Origin of the sequence: Phreatobacter stygius, assembly GCF_005144885.1 — a bacterium.
Lineage (GTDB): Bacteria > Pseudomonadota > Alphaproteobacteria > Rhizobiales > Phreatobacteraceae > Phreatobacter > Phreatobacter stygius.
This window is the reverse complement of the sequence record NZ_CP039690.1, coordinates 5,498,846-5,513,200: the sequence shown is the minus strand read 5'-3', so window position 1 is coordinate 5,513,200 and position 14,355 is coordinate 5,498,846. Positions and strand designations below refer to the sequence as shown.

Genomic DNA, 14,355 nt, shown 5'->3' with positions numbered 1-14,355 from the left:
CATTCATGGCCGCTCTCCAACATGAGGGAAACTCACATTTGTAATGTGATAAATCCTCATATTTTGGACGTCAAGCGAAATCGAAACGGCGCAAAGGCAATCCGGCAAATGGCGTAGATCCGCGTGGTTCAGCAGCAGCCCTGCCGTGCCGAATTGACGGCAGACGACGGTGTTCCGCCTTGTTACGCATGGGCATTGTTGCGGGGGTGACGTGAAACAATCTCTGCTTGCAGCTCTTTGCCTCGCGGCCATGACTTCGGCCTTGGCGCCGGAGGATGCGCGGGCAGCCGATCCCCCCGCCTTGCCGGCGCTGCCGCCAGCTGGTGGAACCCCCTGGGCCGGCCCCTATCTCGGTGTTCATTTCGGCGGCATCGGGGGGAGCGGCGGCAGCGGTGTCACCGGCATTCCCGACGTCAACTGGGCGGGTGGGGATCCAGCGGTCCCGGCGGCCCACCAGGCCCGCTCCGCCGGCTTCATCGGCGGCGGCCAGATCGGCGCCCATATCCGGATCGGTCCTGTCGTCCTCGGCCTCGAGCAGGATTTCTCCGTCACGACGCTGAGCCCCGGCAACGGCGCCAGCGGCATGGTCAGCGCCGGGCTCCCCTATGCCTCGTCGTTCCGCCAGAAGCTCGACTGGCTCGCCACGACACGGCTCAGGCTCGGCGTCACGCCGACCGAACGCCTGCTGCTCTATGTCACCGGCGGCCTCGCCTATGGCCAGGTCAATGTCACATCCAGCGTGGCCCTGCCGGATGTGACCGTTGCCGGCGCCGACCGCGACCTGCGGGTCGGCTGGGCCGCCGGCGCGGGTCTCGACTATGCCCTCACCCAGACGCTCTCGGCCCGGCTCGAATATCTCTATTACGATCTCGGCGGCACCGCCTTGTTCGGCTTCGCCTCGCCGGCGGTGCCGCTCGCGACCACCACGCGGTTCGGCCTCACCGGCCATATCCTGCGGGCCGGCCTCAACTATCGTCTCGATCCGGCGGCGATCGGCGCGCGCGCCTTCGGCCCGGCGCGGGCCACGTCCGATTTCGCCGTCGAGACCGGCCTCAGATATTGGTACAGCAGCGGCAGCACGGCCAACGACCTGCACTATTACAGCCGGTCGGACCTCGCATCGCGGCTGACCTATGGCAATCTCGGCGGCCATGCGGCGGAAAGCTTCTTCCGCGTCGACCATCGGCCAAGCGGCTGGTTCGTCAAGGGTTTCGCCGGCACCGGCAAGATCGGCGCGGGCCGGCTGCAGGACGAGGATTTCCCGCCCTTCATCACCCCCTATTCGTCCACCGTCAGCGACCTCAAGGATGGTCGTTTCAGCTATTTCAGCGCCGATATCGGCTACAGCTTTCTTCAAGGCCCAGGCTATCGCCTCGGCGGTTTCGTCGGCTACCACTTCCTCGGTGAACGGCTGAATGCCATGGGCTGCCGGTCGACCACTTCGAACATCTGCCCACCGGGGCAGATTCCCGGCGAGGTGCTGGTGATCACCCAGAAGAGCAACTGGCATTCGCTGAGGCTGGGCCTGACCGGCGACCTGATGTTCACCGACCGCCTGAAGCTGACCGCCGAAGCCGCCTGGCTGCCCTTTGTCGCGCTCAGCGCGACGGATTCCCACTGGCTCCGGATCAATCCCTTCGACCTGTCGGGGCCGATCCCGGAGACCGGCACCGGCCGTTCCGGCCTGCAGCTGGAAGCGGTCCTCAGCTATCAGATGACGCCTGCCTTCAGCATCGGCGTCGGCGGCCGCTACTGGCGCATGGCAACCACAGGCCGTGTCGATGCCGCCAAGGTCGAGGCCGGCGGCTTTGCCCAGCCGCAGGACTTCAGGACCGAGCGCTATGGCGGCTTCGTGCAGGCGGCAGCCCGGTTCTGAGACCTGGCGCGAGCCTCCCGCGCCTTGCCGCGCAATACGGCAAATGGCGTAGAAGCACCCTCTTCAACGGCAGCGCTGCCGCGCCGAAACGGCCGCAGACGTCGCCACTCGCCTTTGATACGCCCAATCGGTGATCATTGCGGGGACCTGTGTGAGATACTCTCGGCTTGCGGCCCTATGCCTCGTCACGCTCGGGACGACGCTTGCGTCGCTGCGCGCTCATGCCAGCGATCTTGAACTCCAGCCGCTCGCAGCCCCGACCAGCTGGACCGGGCCCTATCTCGGCATCCATCTCGGCGGCATGTTCAGCCAGGGCAGAAGCGCGGTCGATGGCTTTCCGTCCGGCTATTGGAGCGGCTGGGAGCCCGCGCTGCCGGCTGGCTACGCCGCCCGCTCCTCTGGTTTCATCGGCGGCGGCCAGCTCGGCACCAATGTCCAGTTCGGCTCATTCGTGGTCGGCGCGGAGCAGGATTTCTCGTTCACCACGGGCACCGCAGCCGCCGGCGCCAGCGGCGTGGACGCCGACGGTTATCCGTTCGTCGCCGCGCACCGCCAGAGGCTCGACTGGTTCGGCACGACGCGGGTGCGGTTCGGCGTCACGCCGACCGACCGGCTGCTGGTCTATCTGACCGGTGGCCTTGCCTATGGCCGGGTGACGTCGTCGCAGAGCCTGACTTATCCTGGGACCGCCTATTCAGGCTCCGACCGCGACCTGCGTGTCGGCTGGGCCGCCGGCGCCGGCATCGAATATGTCCTCACCGACAGGCTCTCGGCCCGGCTCGAATATCTCCATTACAATCTCGGCGCGACCACGGTGGTCGGCTTCCGGTCCGCGCCTTCATGGCGTCAGACCCATGCGCAGCTCGGCCTCGCCGGCCATATCGTGCGGGCTGGCCTGAATTATCGCTTCGGGCCGGCGGCCGCCGCCGGCACCGCCGCGCCCCAGTCCGACTTTACGGTCGAGACCGGCCTGCGCACTTGGTACAGCACTGGCAGCACGCGAAACGACTTGCACATATACGATCGATCCGACCTGGGGTCGCGGCTCGCCTATGGCGGGCTTTCCGGGCTTGCGGCCGAGACGTTCTTCCGCATCGACCACACGCCCAGCGGCTGGTTCATCAAGGGCTTTGCCGGCACCGGCAAGCTCGGCAGCGGCCAGCTCAAGGACGAGGATTTCCCGCCCTTCCAGAATCCCTATTCGGCAACGCTGAGCGATCAGCGCAACGGCCATCTCGGCTATGTCAGCGCCGATATCGGCTACACCTTCCTGCGCGGCTCCAATTATCGGCTCGGCGGCTTCGTCGGCTACCACTATTACGCCGAGCGGACCAATGGGATGGGCTGCGTCTCCATCGCCCTGGACTGGTGCACACCGCCCAATGATCTTGGCCGCACCGTCCAGATGATCTCGCAAAAGAGCCAGTGGCATTCACTGCGGCTCGGCCTCACCGGCGACGTCATGCTCACCGATCGGCTGACGCTGACCGCCGAAGCGGCGTGGCTGGCCTATACCGCGCTCAGCGGAACGGATAGCCACTGGCTCAGGATCGATCAGGTCGATTTCACCGGTCCGACACCACAGGACGGCACCGGCCATTCCGGCATCCAGCTCGAGGCCATCCTCAGCTATCAGGTGACGCGGGCCTTCAGCGTCGGCTTCGGCGCCCGCTATTGGCGCATGGCCACGACAGGCCATGCGCGGTTCGAAAGGAGCACGCCCGATTTCGATCGCGCCGGCTCACAACCACTGGATGTCATGACCGAACGCTATGGCGGCTTCGTGCAGGCGGCAGCTCGGTTCTGATATCGCCATGCGAGGCCGCCGCGCGGCGGGCATGGCCGGAGAGCCCCCTTTACGCTTGTGACAATTCCTCATATTCATGGACTGACGCGAAACCGTCAGGACAAGGATGCCCATGGCCGATGCCACCCCCCTCGCCTCGGCCGAGGCCACACCGCTGCGCCGCCAGCCGAGCCAGAACCGCAGCCGCGAGCGTGTCGAGCGCATGCTGGCGGCGGCGACCGAGCTGATCGCGGCCAAGGGCAGCGACGCCATGCGCATGGGCGAGGTCGCGGAGACCGCGGGCGTCTCGATCGGTTCGCTCTACCAGTATTTTCCAGACAAGGCGGCGATCATCCGCACGCTCGCCGAGCGCTACAATGTCCAGGAGCAGGCCTGCATCAAGACCGAACTGGACAAGGTCCGGACTGTCGCCGGGCTGCGCGCCGCCCTGGCCGGGCTGATCGATACCTATTACGCGCTGTTCCTGGCCGAACCGGTCATGCGCGACATCTGGTCGGGCACCCAGGCCGACAGGACGCTGCAGGACATGGACCTGGCCGAAACCCGCATCCTCGGCGCCATGCTCGCCGAGGCGCTGGCGCGTCTCGACCCCAAGGCCGATCGCGCCGCGCTCGACACGCCGGCCTTCCTCACCATGCATCTTGTCGGCTCCACGGTCCGGCTCGCCATTGGCATGGACCGCGCCGAGGGCGACGCGCTGGTGGAGGCGTTAAAGCAGATGATGCTCAGGGAATTGCTGCCGGTGTGAGACGTCGCCGGCGCTGGATACCAGGCCGCCGCACGTTCAGGCGAGATGTCGCTGCATCGCCGGTGTCTTGGCAAGCTCCGCCCCTTCGCGCGCCAGGATCTTGCTGACCCGCTCGGGCGGAAAGCCGATCGCCACGAAAGTCGGGCCGACATTGGCCACTTCGCGGTATTCGGTGATGAGACCGTCGCGCAGCTTCATCCGGGCGACGCCCTCGAAGCCGACCCGCTTGCCGCCGGCCTCGGGCAGCGTCGAGACATAACTGAAGGTGTAATAGGCGTAGAGCCGCCGGCCATCCGAGACGGGATCGTGCAGGTCCCAGCGGAAATCGCGGGCCGTGCGGTGAAACCAGTCGTCGATCAGTTCGGCGATCCGGGCCCTGCCCTCGAAGGCACCATAGAACAGGTCGTGATAGACCGCGTCCTCGGCGAACAGACGGGCGAAACGCTTGCCGTCGCTTGCCTCCACCGCGGCGCAGAACTCTTTCAGCATGGCCGTCGTGTCCATGGCGTTTCCTCCTCGGCCTGATTTTTCCGCATCAAAGCCCGCATCGCGAGCGTGGTCCACCCGGCCGTTCAGGCCAGGTCCGGCAATTGGTTGGCCATGCGCCATTCATGGAGCAGCGTGCGCCGGGGCCGCGGCAGGCGCCGGTCGGTCAGCCTGACCTGTTCCATCCGCTCGATGCGGAACCGGCGGTAGTCGCCGCGAAGCATGCACCAGGCGACCAGCATCTGGCCGTCGTCGCGATAACCCAAGGCCACGGGATGAATGGTCCGCTCGGTCAATTGCCCTTCGCCGTCGCGATAGCTGAGCTCGACCTGCAATTCGTCGCGCAGCGCCTTGCGCAGGTCGGCGAGCGTATGGTCGGCGGCCTCGGGTGCCCTGCCCGGCACGGCAAACAGCCCGACCGCCTCCATGTCGCCACGCCGGTCCTCCGGCAGCATGGCGGCGATCTTGGCACTGGCATCGCGCGCCGTCTCGGCCATGTCGGCATCCGGGCCATGGATCAGCGAACGCAGGCCGAGAACCAGGGCTTCGACCTCGGCCTCCGAAAACATCAGCGGTGGCATGAAATAATCGGCGCGCAGCTGGAAGCCGAGGCCGGCCGCGCCATCGATCGCCGCGCCGAGCGATTTCAGCGTTTCGATGTCGCGATAGAGCGAGCGGAGCGAAATGCCCATTTCATCGGCCAGCACCTGGCCGGTCGCCGGCCTGCGGCGGCGGCGCAAGGCCTGCATGAGCAGGAGAAGGCGTTCCGACCGCTTGGACATGGTCCCCCCTTCGGGCAGCCTCGGGGGCTCCTGACATTTTTTGACACAGGCCGGCCTTAGCCTGCCGTCATCGCATCATCTGACAAAGGGCGCTCGCCATGACAACCATCGTCACCATCCTGGCCGACGGTTTCGCCGATTGGGAAACCGCCCTGCTCAACGCCGCGGCCCGCAGCTTCTACCGGGCGGACACACGGTTCGTCTCGCCTGGCGGCAAGGCCGTCGTTTCGATGGCCGGCATGACAGTGCAACCCGGCATGGCGGTCGAAGACCTCGACTGCGACAGCCTCGACGCGCTGGTCGTGGCCGGCGGCACGATCTGGCAGTCCGAGCATGCGCCCGACATCTCGGCGGTGCTCCGGCAGGCGCGCGCCAAAGGCAAGCTGGTCGCCGGCATTTGCGACGGTACCCTGCAGCTCGCCAAGGCCGGCCTGCTCGACGACGTTGCCCATACCAGCAATGGCGCCGGCTATCTCGACGCCTCGGGTTATGCCGGCAAGGCCCGCTATCGCGACGTGCCGTTCGCCGTTGCCGACGGCCATATCATCACCGCTCCGGGCACGGCGCCGGTGACCTTCATGGCCGAAGTGATGCGCGCCGTCGGGCTCGGCGACGAAGAACTCGATTCCTACATCGGCATGCATGCCGCCGAGCACCGCAGGGCGGCATGACCAGCCGCGCCGCTAGCGTGTCAGGATGGCCTCGACGACCTCCTGAACGTTGAGCGCCTCGGCAAGCGTCGCGAGATGGTTCGGCTCGCCGCGGGCGAGGCGCGCGACGCCTTCCAGCTGGCGTTTCAGGGCCAGCGGCCGGGCCTGCTCGTTCGGCATGGCGTCGGGCGCGCGCTGCCAGGTGCCGTCGGACAGGCGACGCTCGGCGATCGACCAGTCGCACAGCCTGACCGCACCTTTGTCGCCTTCCAGCGTCCAGATATTGTGATCGTCCTTGGCCGTCGTGCCGACACTGCCGGTCAGCTCGACCGGGATATCGCCGGCGAACAGCCGGGCGCCGATCCGGCGTTCCGACTTGCCCGGCTCGGGGAAGTCCGCGGAGGCGTCGAGCCCGTGCAGGGGGCCGACCAGCCGGCGTGACAGGAACAGGAAATGCGACACGACCTCGCGGGTGAAGCCGCCCTGGGCCGGCCGGTCCAGCCAGCTCGCGGCATCGGCCTGCCAGGAGCGCGGCCAGGTGGCGAAAGCCACCTCGATACCGACCCGCGACACCGCGCCAACCTCGCCCTCCGCGATCCATTTTCGCAGCGACGCGACGGCGGGCGAGGATGCGAAGGGGAAATTGACCGCGCCCCTGGCGCCGGCCTCGGCGACGAAGGCCCTGGAATCGGCGACATCGACGGCCAGCGGCTTCTCGCAGAAGACCGCCTTGCCGGCGGCAAGTGCGGCCCGGGCGTGACCGAGATGGGAGGCTGGGGGCGAGGCAATATAGACGCAGTCGCTGGCCGCCACGATCGCGGCCGCGTCGGCAAGCCGGGGAACCTCGGGCAAGGCAGCCGCGATGCGCTCCAGGGCCGCCGGCGACGGATCCCAGATGCCGCTGACACGAATGAGCTCCGGCGTCTCGGCCAGCATGGCGCGCAGCAGCCGCTCACCCATGATGCCCGCCCCGATGATCCCGATCGATATCCTGCTGTCCGGCATGTCCGTGGCATCCGTTGGTTGTCAGTGGGCCGTCGCGGCGGCGACGTGGCGAACCTGAGCCGCCCGAACGCGATCGGCTCACAGTGTTAGTCGAGCGCAACGGCCGGCGCCAGTTGCCGCCGGTGCGTCGCCGCTTCAGAAAAGCCGCGCGAACAAGACGACCAGCCCCGCGTAAAGGGCGATCACCAGCCCGGTGCCCGCGATATCGCTTCGCCGCCGGTCGCCAGCATCAGGCTGGAGCCACCAGGAGAACCGGCCGCTGACCCAGGGAACCAGGTAGTTGAGCAGGAGAATGCCGGCGACGTTGCCGACGAACAACGCGACCGCGAAAGGCAGGCCCAGGCGTTGCGACAACAGTGGCGTCTGAATGAAATAGCCGAACAGAAACACCACCGGATAGAGCATCAGCAGAACCAGCATGTTCTGCTTCCACATGGCCGGCGGCTTGCCGGCCGGCGACGGAAACCACTGGTCGAAGCCGGTTCGGGCGATGCGGGTGTGGAACTCGACCGTGAAAGGCTTGGCTTCCTCCAGAAGCTTCAGGCGTTCCGGCGAGTCCAGCCAGGCCTGCAGGTGCGCCTCGCTGTCGAAACGGACAATGGCCAGCCAGTGGTCCTGCACGCCCGGCAGCGGCGGTTCGAAACGGTAGCCCTGGAAGCCTGGAGCCTTCGCCTGGACGCCGGCGATTCGCTGCTCCCAGGCGCGATAGGCCGCCTCCGAGCCCGGCTTGATCTGGGTTGCGATGACAGCCGAGACCGGAGCGGGCAGCACGCCCGATCCGCCGTCCGGCACGATATGAACGTCGTCCCGGCCGATCAGCATCGGCTGCGCGCCCGCCACCCGCTCCAGCCGCTCGGCCGAGTTGAGCCAGGCGGTCGCCGCAGCGGTATGGGTGAAGCGTTGCAAGATCACCCAGTCGAGCTGCGCCGGCGGGCTCGGCGGCATGACGGTCTGCTGAATGAAACCGGGGAAGCCGGCGATCGTGTCGCTCATGCCCTTCTGCCAGCGGGCGAATGCGTCTTCCTCGCCGCCGCGCACCCGCGTCTGGGTGACGATGGTAACGCCCCGGTCCGCCGAGGGCGTCGAACTGTCGGTCGTCACGGCGGTCATGGCTGCGGCGACAGGCTGGAGAAGATGCGGTCGGGCGTGAACGGCAGATGCGCGAAACGCACCCCGGTCGCGTCCAGCAGGGCATTCGAGATCGCCGGCGCCACCGGATTGATGGCGCATTCGCCCTGAGCCTTGGCCCCCAGCGGGCCGATCGTATCGAAGGTATCGGCAAAAAGGATCTCGGTGCGCGGCACGTCGGCGAAAGCCGGGATGCGGTAGTTGCGCAGCGCCGGATTGACCATCTTGCCGCCGGCGTCGTGCACCATGTTTTCGGTCAGTGCCCAGCCGAAACCCATGGCGAGCGCGCCGTCGATCTGCCCCCGGCATTGCATGGGATTGATCAGCCGTCCGATATCGGCGGCATGCACGCTGTGCAGGATCCGGATCTCGCCGGTGATGCGATGGACCGCCAGCCGGACGCCCTGCACGTTGAAGGCGACGGTGCGCGGCGAAAGATAGGCCTTGCGCTTGGCTTCGAAGCGATGGCCGGCGGCGCTGCCGGCGGCATGGAGCTCGGCCAGCGCGATGCGCCGGTTGCCGCTGACGACGCTGTCGTCTTCGAGCTTCCAGGCCGAGGCATCGGTTGCGGTATGGCGCGCGGCGAAAGCCAGGATATTGTCGCGCAAGGCGATGGCGGTGAGCTCCACCGCCTGCCCGGCAACCACGGTTCCGGTGCTGGCGAAGGTGCCGCTGTCATAAGGGGTCAGATCGGTATCGGCATTGATGATGGCGATCCGGTCGGCACGCGAGCCGAGCACCGCCGCGGCGATCTGGCGGTGCGAGGTCACCGACCCATTGCCCATCTCGGTCGAGCCGATCGCCAGATGATATTGGCCGGTCGGCAGAAGGCTCATGACGCCGCCCGACCGGTGCTCGGTCGGTGGCCCCGATTCCAGCACCGCGAGCGCGACGCCTGATCCGACCGCCCACTCTTCGCCCGCGGGCGCCGGCGCGCCGCCGCCGTCGTCCAGGCCCTTCTGGACAAGGTCGAGACACTGGTCGAGGCCATAGCTGCCGAAGGCCACGTCGGAGGGATCGCTCCAGACCGACTCGATCCAGTCGTCCGGGCCCACCATGTTCTTGCGGCGGATCACGAAGGGATCGACGCCGATCAGGCGCGCCAGGTCGTCGATGGCACATTCGATGGCGAAGGTGGTCTGCGACGAGCCATAACCGCGAAACCCGCCGGCCGGCACGATATTGGTATAGACCGCATAACCGTCCGCCTTCTTGTTGGCGCAGCGATAGGCGGTCAGCGGACTGCCAAGCGAGGCAGCCAGCGTCTCGCCGCCATGCCCGCCATAAGCGCCGGTGTTCGACACGACGTGGACCTCGAGGGCGGTCAGGCTGCCGTCCTTTTTGGCGCCGAGCTTGACCCGCGTGGTCATCTGGTGACGCGTCGTCGCACCGGTGAACTGCTCCTCGCGGGTGAACTCCCATTTGACCGGCCGGCCGGTCTTCAGCGTGGCGAGCAGGCAGAGGTCTTCCGAGATCATTTCCTGCTTGCCGCCGAAGCCGCCGCCGACACGCTCGGTGAAGACGTGCAGGTTGCGCGGAAACAGGCCGAACAGGTAGCAGAGCTTCTGCTGCACGATGAACGGCGCCTGCGAGCTGGTGCGCACATGCAAGCGCCCGTCTTCGCCGCGCCAGGCGATCGAGCCATGGGTCTCCAGATGGGCGTGCTGCACCCTGGAGGTCGAATAGGTCATCTCATGCACGGTGTCGGCCTCGGCGAAGCCATCCGCCACGCTACCGACCTCGCCATGGATCTCGACATAGATATTGCCGCGCGCCTCGCCGCCCTTCTGGTGCAGGATGGGCGCGTCGGGAGCCATCGCGACGACCGGATCGAAGACCGCGGGAAGCGGTTCATAATCGACCAGAAGCGCCCGGCAGCCGGCCTCCGCCGCGGCTTCGGTCTCGGCGACAACAGCCGCCACGCGCTGGCCGACGAAACGCACGACATTATCGAGAACATAGGTGTCGTCGGGATCGACCAGATGGTCCTCATGGGTCGCCGTGCTGTAGAGCCGGCGCGGCACATCCTCCCAGGTGAACACCTCGACCACCCCAGGCACGGCCAGCGCCGGCGCCCGCTGGATGTCGCGGATGCGGGCATGGGCATGGGGCGAGCGCAGAACCTTCAGGTGCAGCACCTGCTCGACCGCGACATCCATCGTATAGCGCGCGTGGCCGGTGACGATGCCCGGGCCGAACGGATTCCTGAGGCTCGCGCCGCAGGCCTTGCCCGCCACGTCTTCCTCGGCCGAAGCGATGCCGTGGATTGCCTCGTCGATGGCGCGATAACCGGTGCAGCGACAGAGATTGCCTTTCAGCGCGCGCGGCAGGTCGTCCCGTTGCTCATCGTCGAGCGCCGCCGCCGTCATGATCATGCCGGCCGAGCAGAAACCGCACTGGAACGCCTGGGCGTCGAGAAAGGCCTGCTGCATCGGATGCAGCCCGCCGTCGGGCGCCAGGCCCTGGATGGTGGTGACCTGCCGTCCGGCGGCGCGAAAGGCCGGCATCAGGCAGGAATGCACCGGCCGGCCGTCGAGCCAGACCGTGCACGCGCCGCAATCGCCGGCGTCGCAGCCCTTCTTGACGCCGAACACGCCGCGTTCGCGCAGGAAGGTCCTGAGGCATTGGCCGGGGCGCGGCTCGGCGGCAAAATCCTTGGCATCGACCGTGAAGTTCATGCCCGTGCTCCCGGCGCGGCCAGTTCGGCGCGTATCGCTTCGGCGAAATGGTAGGTCAGGTGGCGCTTGTAGGCCGGCGTGCCGTGGACGTCGTCGAAATAGCCATCCGCCGGGATGTGCGCGTCGATCGCCCGGCGCAGCGCCGGCGCATCCGGTGCGCGCTCGAAGCGCAGTTGCACCGGCCGCGGCGTGGCGGCGGTAATGGTCAGCAGCAGGTCGCCGGCGGCGTCGTCGCGGGTGCCGATGACAAGTGCTGCGGAGCGCCCCAGGCGGGTGAGCGAAGCGCGCCGGAAGGCGAAGCGTTTCGACAGGGCCGTGGCCGGGATGTGGATCGCGCGCAGCAATTCGCCGGGGCCGAGAACATTGGCATTGTTGGCGGTGACGAAATCGATCGCCGCCACGCTGCGCGGCGAACCGGTGCGCGGCCAGAGCGTGTAGACCGCCTCCAGCGCCGTGGTCAGCGAGATCATCGCGCCGGCCGGCAGCGACATGCAGATATTGCCGCCGACAGTCGCCTCGTTGGCGATCTTGAACGACATCAGCAAGGCGTGGCTGCATTCGCGCAGAAGCGGCGCGGCAGTCCAGTCCGGCGGCGCGGCGAAACGCTCGAGCTCGCCGATGCGGCAGGTCGCGGCAATGTCGAGGCCGGTGGATGACGCTTCGAGCGACGGCCAGCCGAGGGCTTCGAGGTCGACCAGGGTGTCGACCGCCAGTTGCGGCTCGGAAAACAGCCAGGTGCCGCCGGCAAGCCAGGCATGGCCCGGGCGCCAGCCCGTGACGTCGGCGATCGAGCCGGGCCGCTTGACCTCCGTGATCGTGTTCAGGTCCATCGTGTCTCTTTCGCTCGAAGGCAGCGGGGCGCCGGCCTGAAACATCCATCCTGCCGGCGCCGGGCAGGACAGTATCGACTGCGTGACAGGCGCCGACAGCCGGTGGCCGCGGCGCCCTCGCGAACGCGCCGCTACGGCAACTGGCCGAGCGAAGCCGGACCCGGGCCCGGCGTGATCAGCGTCGGCCATTGTTTCGAGCCGAACGGCACCAGCGGCGGCAGGAACGGCGTCATGCCGCGCTTGCCGGCCTCGGCGACAATGGCGTCGCGGGCATTTCCACCCATCAGTTCGTAGTCCATGACCGCGCTATTGCCGAAGAACAGCGCACCGACGGTGCGGTCGCCGATGATCCGCGTCAGCGATTGCAGCATGTCCTCGGGCGTGGTGGTGAACGAGATCGTTTCGATCAGCATGAGCCGCGAGTTGATCGCCTCGGGCCCGAAAAACTGCGCGAGCACGCTGAACAGGATGTTGTTCTGGCGCGCGACATAGATCGTGTTGCTGGCGGCATAGGCCTTGTCCCAGTCGGCGCCGAGCAAGGTCTTCCATTCGCCGACGACGCCCATCCAATGGGCGACCTGGGTTTCGGCGGCCCAGGCGATGATCTTCTTGAGCCGGGGCCCCTGCTTCTCGGTGAACTCCTTGACCGCCGCGAAGGTGATCACGCCCTTGCTGAAACAGTCGTCGATGAAGGCGATATTGCTCGCCAGGATTTCGCGGCTGACGGGGCGCCAGTCGTCGCGCATGCCGGTCTTGTCGAGCCCGTCGAGGGCTGCCTGCAACTGGGCGCGGAAGGCCGCCATCGGCCCGCGCCAGGACTGCTCCGCCGGCTTGTCGACATGCGGGCCGGCCACCACCGGCAGGACCATGGTGCTGTGGCCGATCGATTTCAGCAGTTGATAGACGACCGGGACCGAAGGCGCCTCGAGCGGCGGCATGCCCGGCCGGTAGAGGATGAAGCGGCCGCCGGCGCCCGAGAACATGGCCAGGATGACTGGATGCTGGGCCAGGATATTGCGGCGGAACACCCGGGACGAGTCGTCATAGAGGCCGAACATGGCCCGGTTCAGGGCCAGCACGTTCTGCCGGGCGGTATCGGCCGGGCCCGGGCCCTCGCCGCCGACGACAATGTTCATGTAGGGCGGCAGTTCGGCGGCGCTCGACCACGAAACCGGGCCCGCCCAAACAGCCAGCGACAACGTCATGCAGCTGACGCTGCGCCAGAATGGGCCGATTGCCATGGATCCCCCGAATGCCCTTCGCCGTCTGCTATTCTGCCGCGCAATTTCTATCACAAGACTGAATCTTCCCTTGGGCAGGGTGGAATATTTCCAAAGAAAAAATTGCGGCGCGAACCGCCTGCGCGAATGCCCCGACCACGCGGTCGATCGCGGTTCCCCTTCGCGGAATTGTTATTCCCACCCACGCCATGGCCGGTTTCGCCGCGCGCGGGTCGGCGCTAACCTGCGCTGACGACGGTTCGACATGCGCAATCGGCAAGCTCCCGCGGAGACGACCCATGGCCATCGTAACGACACCCTGGATTGGTCGCCGCGAGGTGGTGACCGGGCTCGCCGCCGCAGCCACCTCGCTGATCCTGCCGCCTGCCCTGGCGCGGGCGCAGAGCGCCCTGCCGCCGACACCCCGGCAAACCGAAGGCCCGTTCTATCCGACCAACTGGCAGGGCGATGTCGACGCCGATCTGGTCGTGGTGAGGGGCGAGGCCGCCAGAGCCCTCGGGCAGGTCATCCACATCCAAGGCCGCGTGCTCGACCTGTCGGGCCAGCCGGTTGCGGGGGCCGCGGTCGAAATCTGGCAATGCGACAGCCGCGGGATCTATCTCCACCCGCGCGACGAAAGCCGCGACCGGCGACGCGACAGCGGCTTCCAGGGCCGCGGGCGCAGTCTGGCCGATACCGGCGGACGCTATCGTTTCCGCACCATCCGGCCGGTCGCCTACGGCTCGCGCACGCCGCATATCCATTTCAAGGTCGCGCTGCCGGCCGGCCGCAACCTGATTACCCAGATGTATGTCTTCGGCGAGCCGCTGAATGCGCGCGACGGGGTGCTGAACGGCATCCGCGACCCGCGCCAGCGCGACAGCGTGATCGTGCGGCTGGAGCCGGCCAACGGCCTCGAGGCGGGAGCCATGGCCGCGACCTTCGACATCGTCGTCGGCTGACGCGCTCAAGCTCAGTAGCTGCCGCCCCCGCCGCCGCTGCCCGTGGGAATCTCTTGCCGGTCGATCGGCTGGCGTGTGCCGGGCACCGACCTTTGCGGCCGGGGCGTCTCGCGTGGCGCCGCCTGGGGCGAACGGCGCGACCGGACCGTCGGCCGCCGGGCATATTCACGGGGCTTGGCCTCG

General features: G+C 67.5%; 12 protein-coding genes. 5 read left to right on the top strand and 7 right to left on the bottom strand.

Annotation, left to right across the window (positions count from 1 at the left end; all coding sequences use genetic code 11):
- The first annotated feature begins 262 nt into the window (after positions 1 to 262).
- From E8M01_RS26070 to E8M01_RS26060, 3 genes are all read left to right on the top strand, one after another.
- The gene (locus E8M01_RS26070) at positions 263 to 1,876 is read left to right on the top strand and encodes an outer membrane beta-barrel protein (protein WP_170182081.1); all 1,614 of its coding nucleotides are present in this window, start codon (positions 263 to 265) and stop codon (positions 1,874 to 1,876) included.
- A gap of 151 nt (positions 1,877 to 2,027) precedes the next feature.
- Positions 2,028 to 3,683 carry an outer membrane protein gene (locus tag E8M01_RS26065; protein ID WP_170182080.1) on the top strand — a complete coding sequence of 552 codons (1,656 nt, stop codon included), beginning with the start codon at positions 2,028 to 2,030 and terminating at the stop codon, positions 3,681 to 3,683.
- A 112-nt stretch (positions 3,684 to 3,795) separates the two neighbouring features.
- The gene (locus E8M01_RS26060) at positions 3,796 to 4,431 is read left to right on the top strand and encodes a TetR/AcrR family transcriptional regulator (protein ID WP_136962815.1); all 636 of its coding nucleotides are present in this window, start codon (positions 3,796 to 3,798) and stop codon (positions 4,429 to 4,431) included.
- A 36-nt stretch (positions 4,432 to 4,467) separates the two neighbouring features.
- On the opposite strand, the gene E8M01_RS26055 is transcribed toward E8M01_RS26060, so the two are convergent.
- Positions 4,468 to 4,935, bottom strand: a complete 468-nt coding sequence (locus E8M01_RS26055) for a nuclear transport factor 2 family protein (protein ID WP_136962814.1) — start codon at positions 4,933 to 4,935, stop codon at positions 4,468 to 4,470.
- Positions 4,936 to 5,003: 68 nt separating this feature from the next.
- Complete coding sequence (locus E8M01_RS26050) at positions 5,004 to 5,699, bottom strand: helix-turn-helix transcriptional regulator (RefSeq protein ID WP_136962813.1); 696 nt, start codon at positions 5,697 to 5,699, stop codon at positions 5,004 to 5,006.
- A gap of 98 nt (positions 5,700 to 5,797) precedes the next feature.
- Here E8M01_RS26050 and E8M01_RS26045 point away from each other — a divergent pair, with 98 nt between their 5' ends.
- Entirely contained in the window at positions 5,798 to 6,370 is a 573-nt protein-coding gene (locus E8M01_RS26045; RefSeq protein WP_136962812.1) for a DJ-1/PfpI family protein, read from the top strand.
- Positions 6,371 to 6,382: 12 nt separating this feature from the next.
- Here E8M01_RS26045 and E8M01_RS26040 read toward each other — a convergent pair whose 3' ends face one another.
- The 5 genes from E8M01_RS26040 to E8M01_RS26020 all read right to left on the bottom strand — a co-directional run bounded on the left by E8M01_RS26040 (position 6,383) and on the right by E8M01_RS26020 (position 13,231).
- Positions 6,383 to 7,354, bottom strand: coding sequence for a Gfo/Idh/MocA family protein (locus tag E8M01_RS26040; protein ID WP_136962811.1), 972 nt, complete (start codon positions 7,352 to 7,354; stop codon positions 6,383 to 6,385).
- Positions 7,355 to 7,489: 135 nt separating this feature from the next.
- Positions 7,490 to 8,464, bottom strand: a complete 975-nt coding sequence (locus E8M01_RS26035; RefSeq protein WP_136962810.1) for an antibiotic biosynthesis monooxygenase — start codon at positions 8,462 to 8,464, stop codon at positions 7,490 to 7,492.
- On the bottom strand, positions 8,461 to 11,160 hold the full coding sequence (locus tag E8M01_RS26030; RefSeq protein WP_136962809.1) for a molybdopterin-dependent oxidoreductase: 2,700 nt from the start codon (positions 11,158 to 11,160) through the stop codon (positions 8,461 to 8,463). The genes E8M01_RS26035 and E8M01_RS26030 overlap by 4 nt, the downstream gene beginning before the upstream one ends.
- On the bottom strand, positions 11,157 to 11,990 hold the full coding sequence (locus E8M01_RS26025; RefSeq protein ID WP_136962808.1) for an FAD binding domain-containing protein: 834 nt from the start codon (positions 11,988 to 11,990) through the stop codon (positions 11,157 to 11,159). The genes E8M01_RS26030 and E8M01_RS26025 overlap by 4 nt, the downstream gene beginning before the upstream one ends.
- Positions 11,991 to 12,121: 131 nt before the next feature.
- On the bottom strand, positions 12,122 to 13,231 hold the full coding sequence (locus E8M01_RS26020) for a hypothetical protein (protein ID WP_246088436.1): 1,110 nt from the start codon (positions 13,229 to 13,231) through the stop codon (positions 12,122 to 12,124).
- A 278-nt stretch (positions 13,232 to 13,509) separates the two neighbouring features.
- On the opposite strand from E8M01_RS26020, the gene E8M01_RS26015 reads away from it, so the two are divergent.
- Positions 13,510 to 14,172, top strand: a complete 663-nt coding sequence (locus E8M01_RS26015) for a dioxygenase family protein (protein ID WP_136962807.1) — start codon at positions 13,510 to 13,512, stop codon at positions 14,170 to 14,172.
- Positions 14,173 to 14,355: the final 183 nt, after the last annotated feature.

Bases quoted from the DNA above. Each gene is read 5' to 3' on its own strand.
- E8M01_RS26060 (WP_136962815.1), top strand. From the start codon at position 3,796: ATGGCCGATGCCACCCCCCTCGCCTCGGCCGAGGCCACACCGCTGCGC.
- E8M01_RS26055 (WP_136962814.1), bottom strand. From the start codon at position 4,935: ATGGACACGACGGCCATGCTGAAAGAGTTCTGCGCCGCGGTGGAGGCA.
- E8M01_RS26050 (WP_136962813.1), bottom strand. From the start codon at position 5,699: ATGTCCAAGCGGTCGGAACGCCTTCTCCTGCTCATGCAGGCCTTGCGC.
- E8M01_RS26045 (WP_136962812.1), top strand. From the start codon at position 5,798: ATGACAACCATCGTCACCATCCTGGCCGACGGTTTCGCCGATTGGGAA.
- E8M01_RS26040 (WP_136962811.1), bottom strand. From the start codon at position 7,354: ATGCCGGACAGCAGGATATCGATCGGGATCATCGGGGCGGGCATCATG.
- E8M01_RS26035 (WP_136962810.1), bottom strand. From the start codon at position 8,464: ATGACCGCCGTGACGACCGACAGTTCGACGCCCTCGGCGGACCGGGGC.
- E8M01_RS26030 (WP_136962809.1), bottom strand. From the start codon at position 11,160: ATGAACTTCACGGTCGATGCCAAGGATTTTGCCGCCGAGCCGCGCCCC.
- E8M01_RS26025 (WP_136962808.1), bottom strand. From the start codon at position 11,990: ATGGACCTGAACACGATCACGGAGGTCAAGCGGCCCGGCTCGATCGCC.
- E8M01_RS26020 (WP_246088436.1), bottom strand. From the start codon at position 13,231: ATGGCAATCGGCCCATTCTGGCGCAGCGTCAGCTGCATGACGTTGTCG.
- E8M01_RS26015 (WP_136962807.1), top strand. From the start codon at position 13,510: ATGGCCATCGTAACGACACCCTGGATTGGTCGCCGCGAGGTGGTGACC.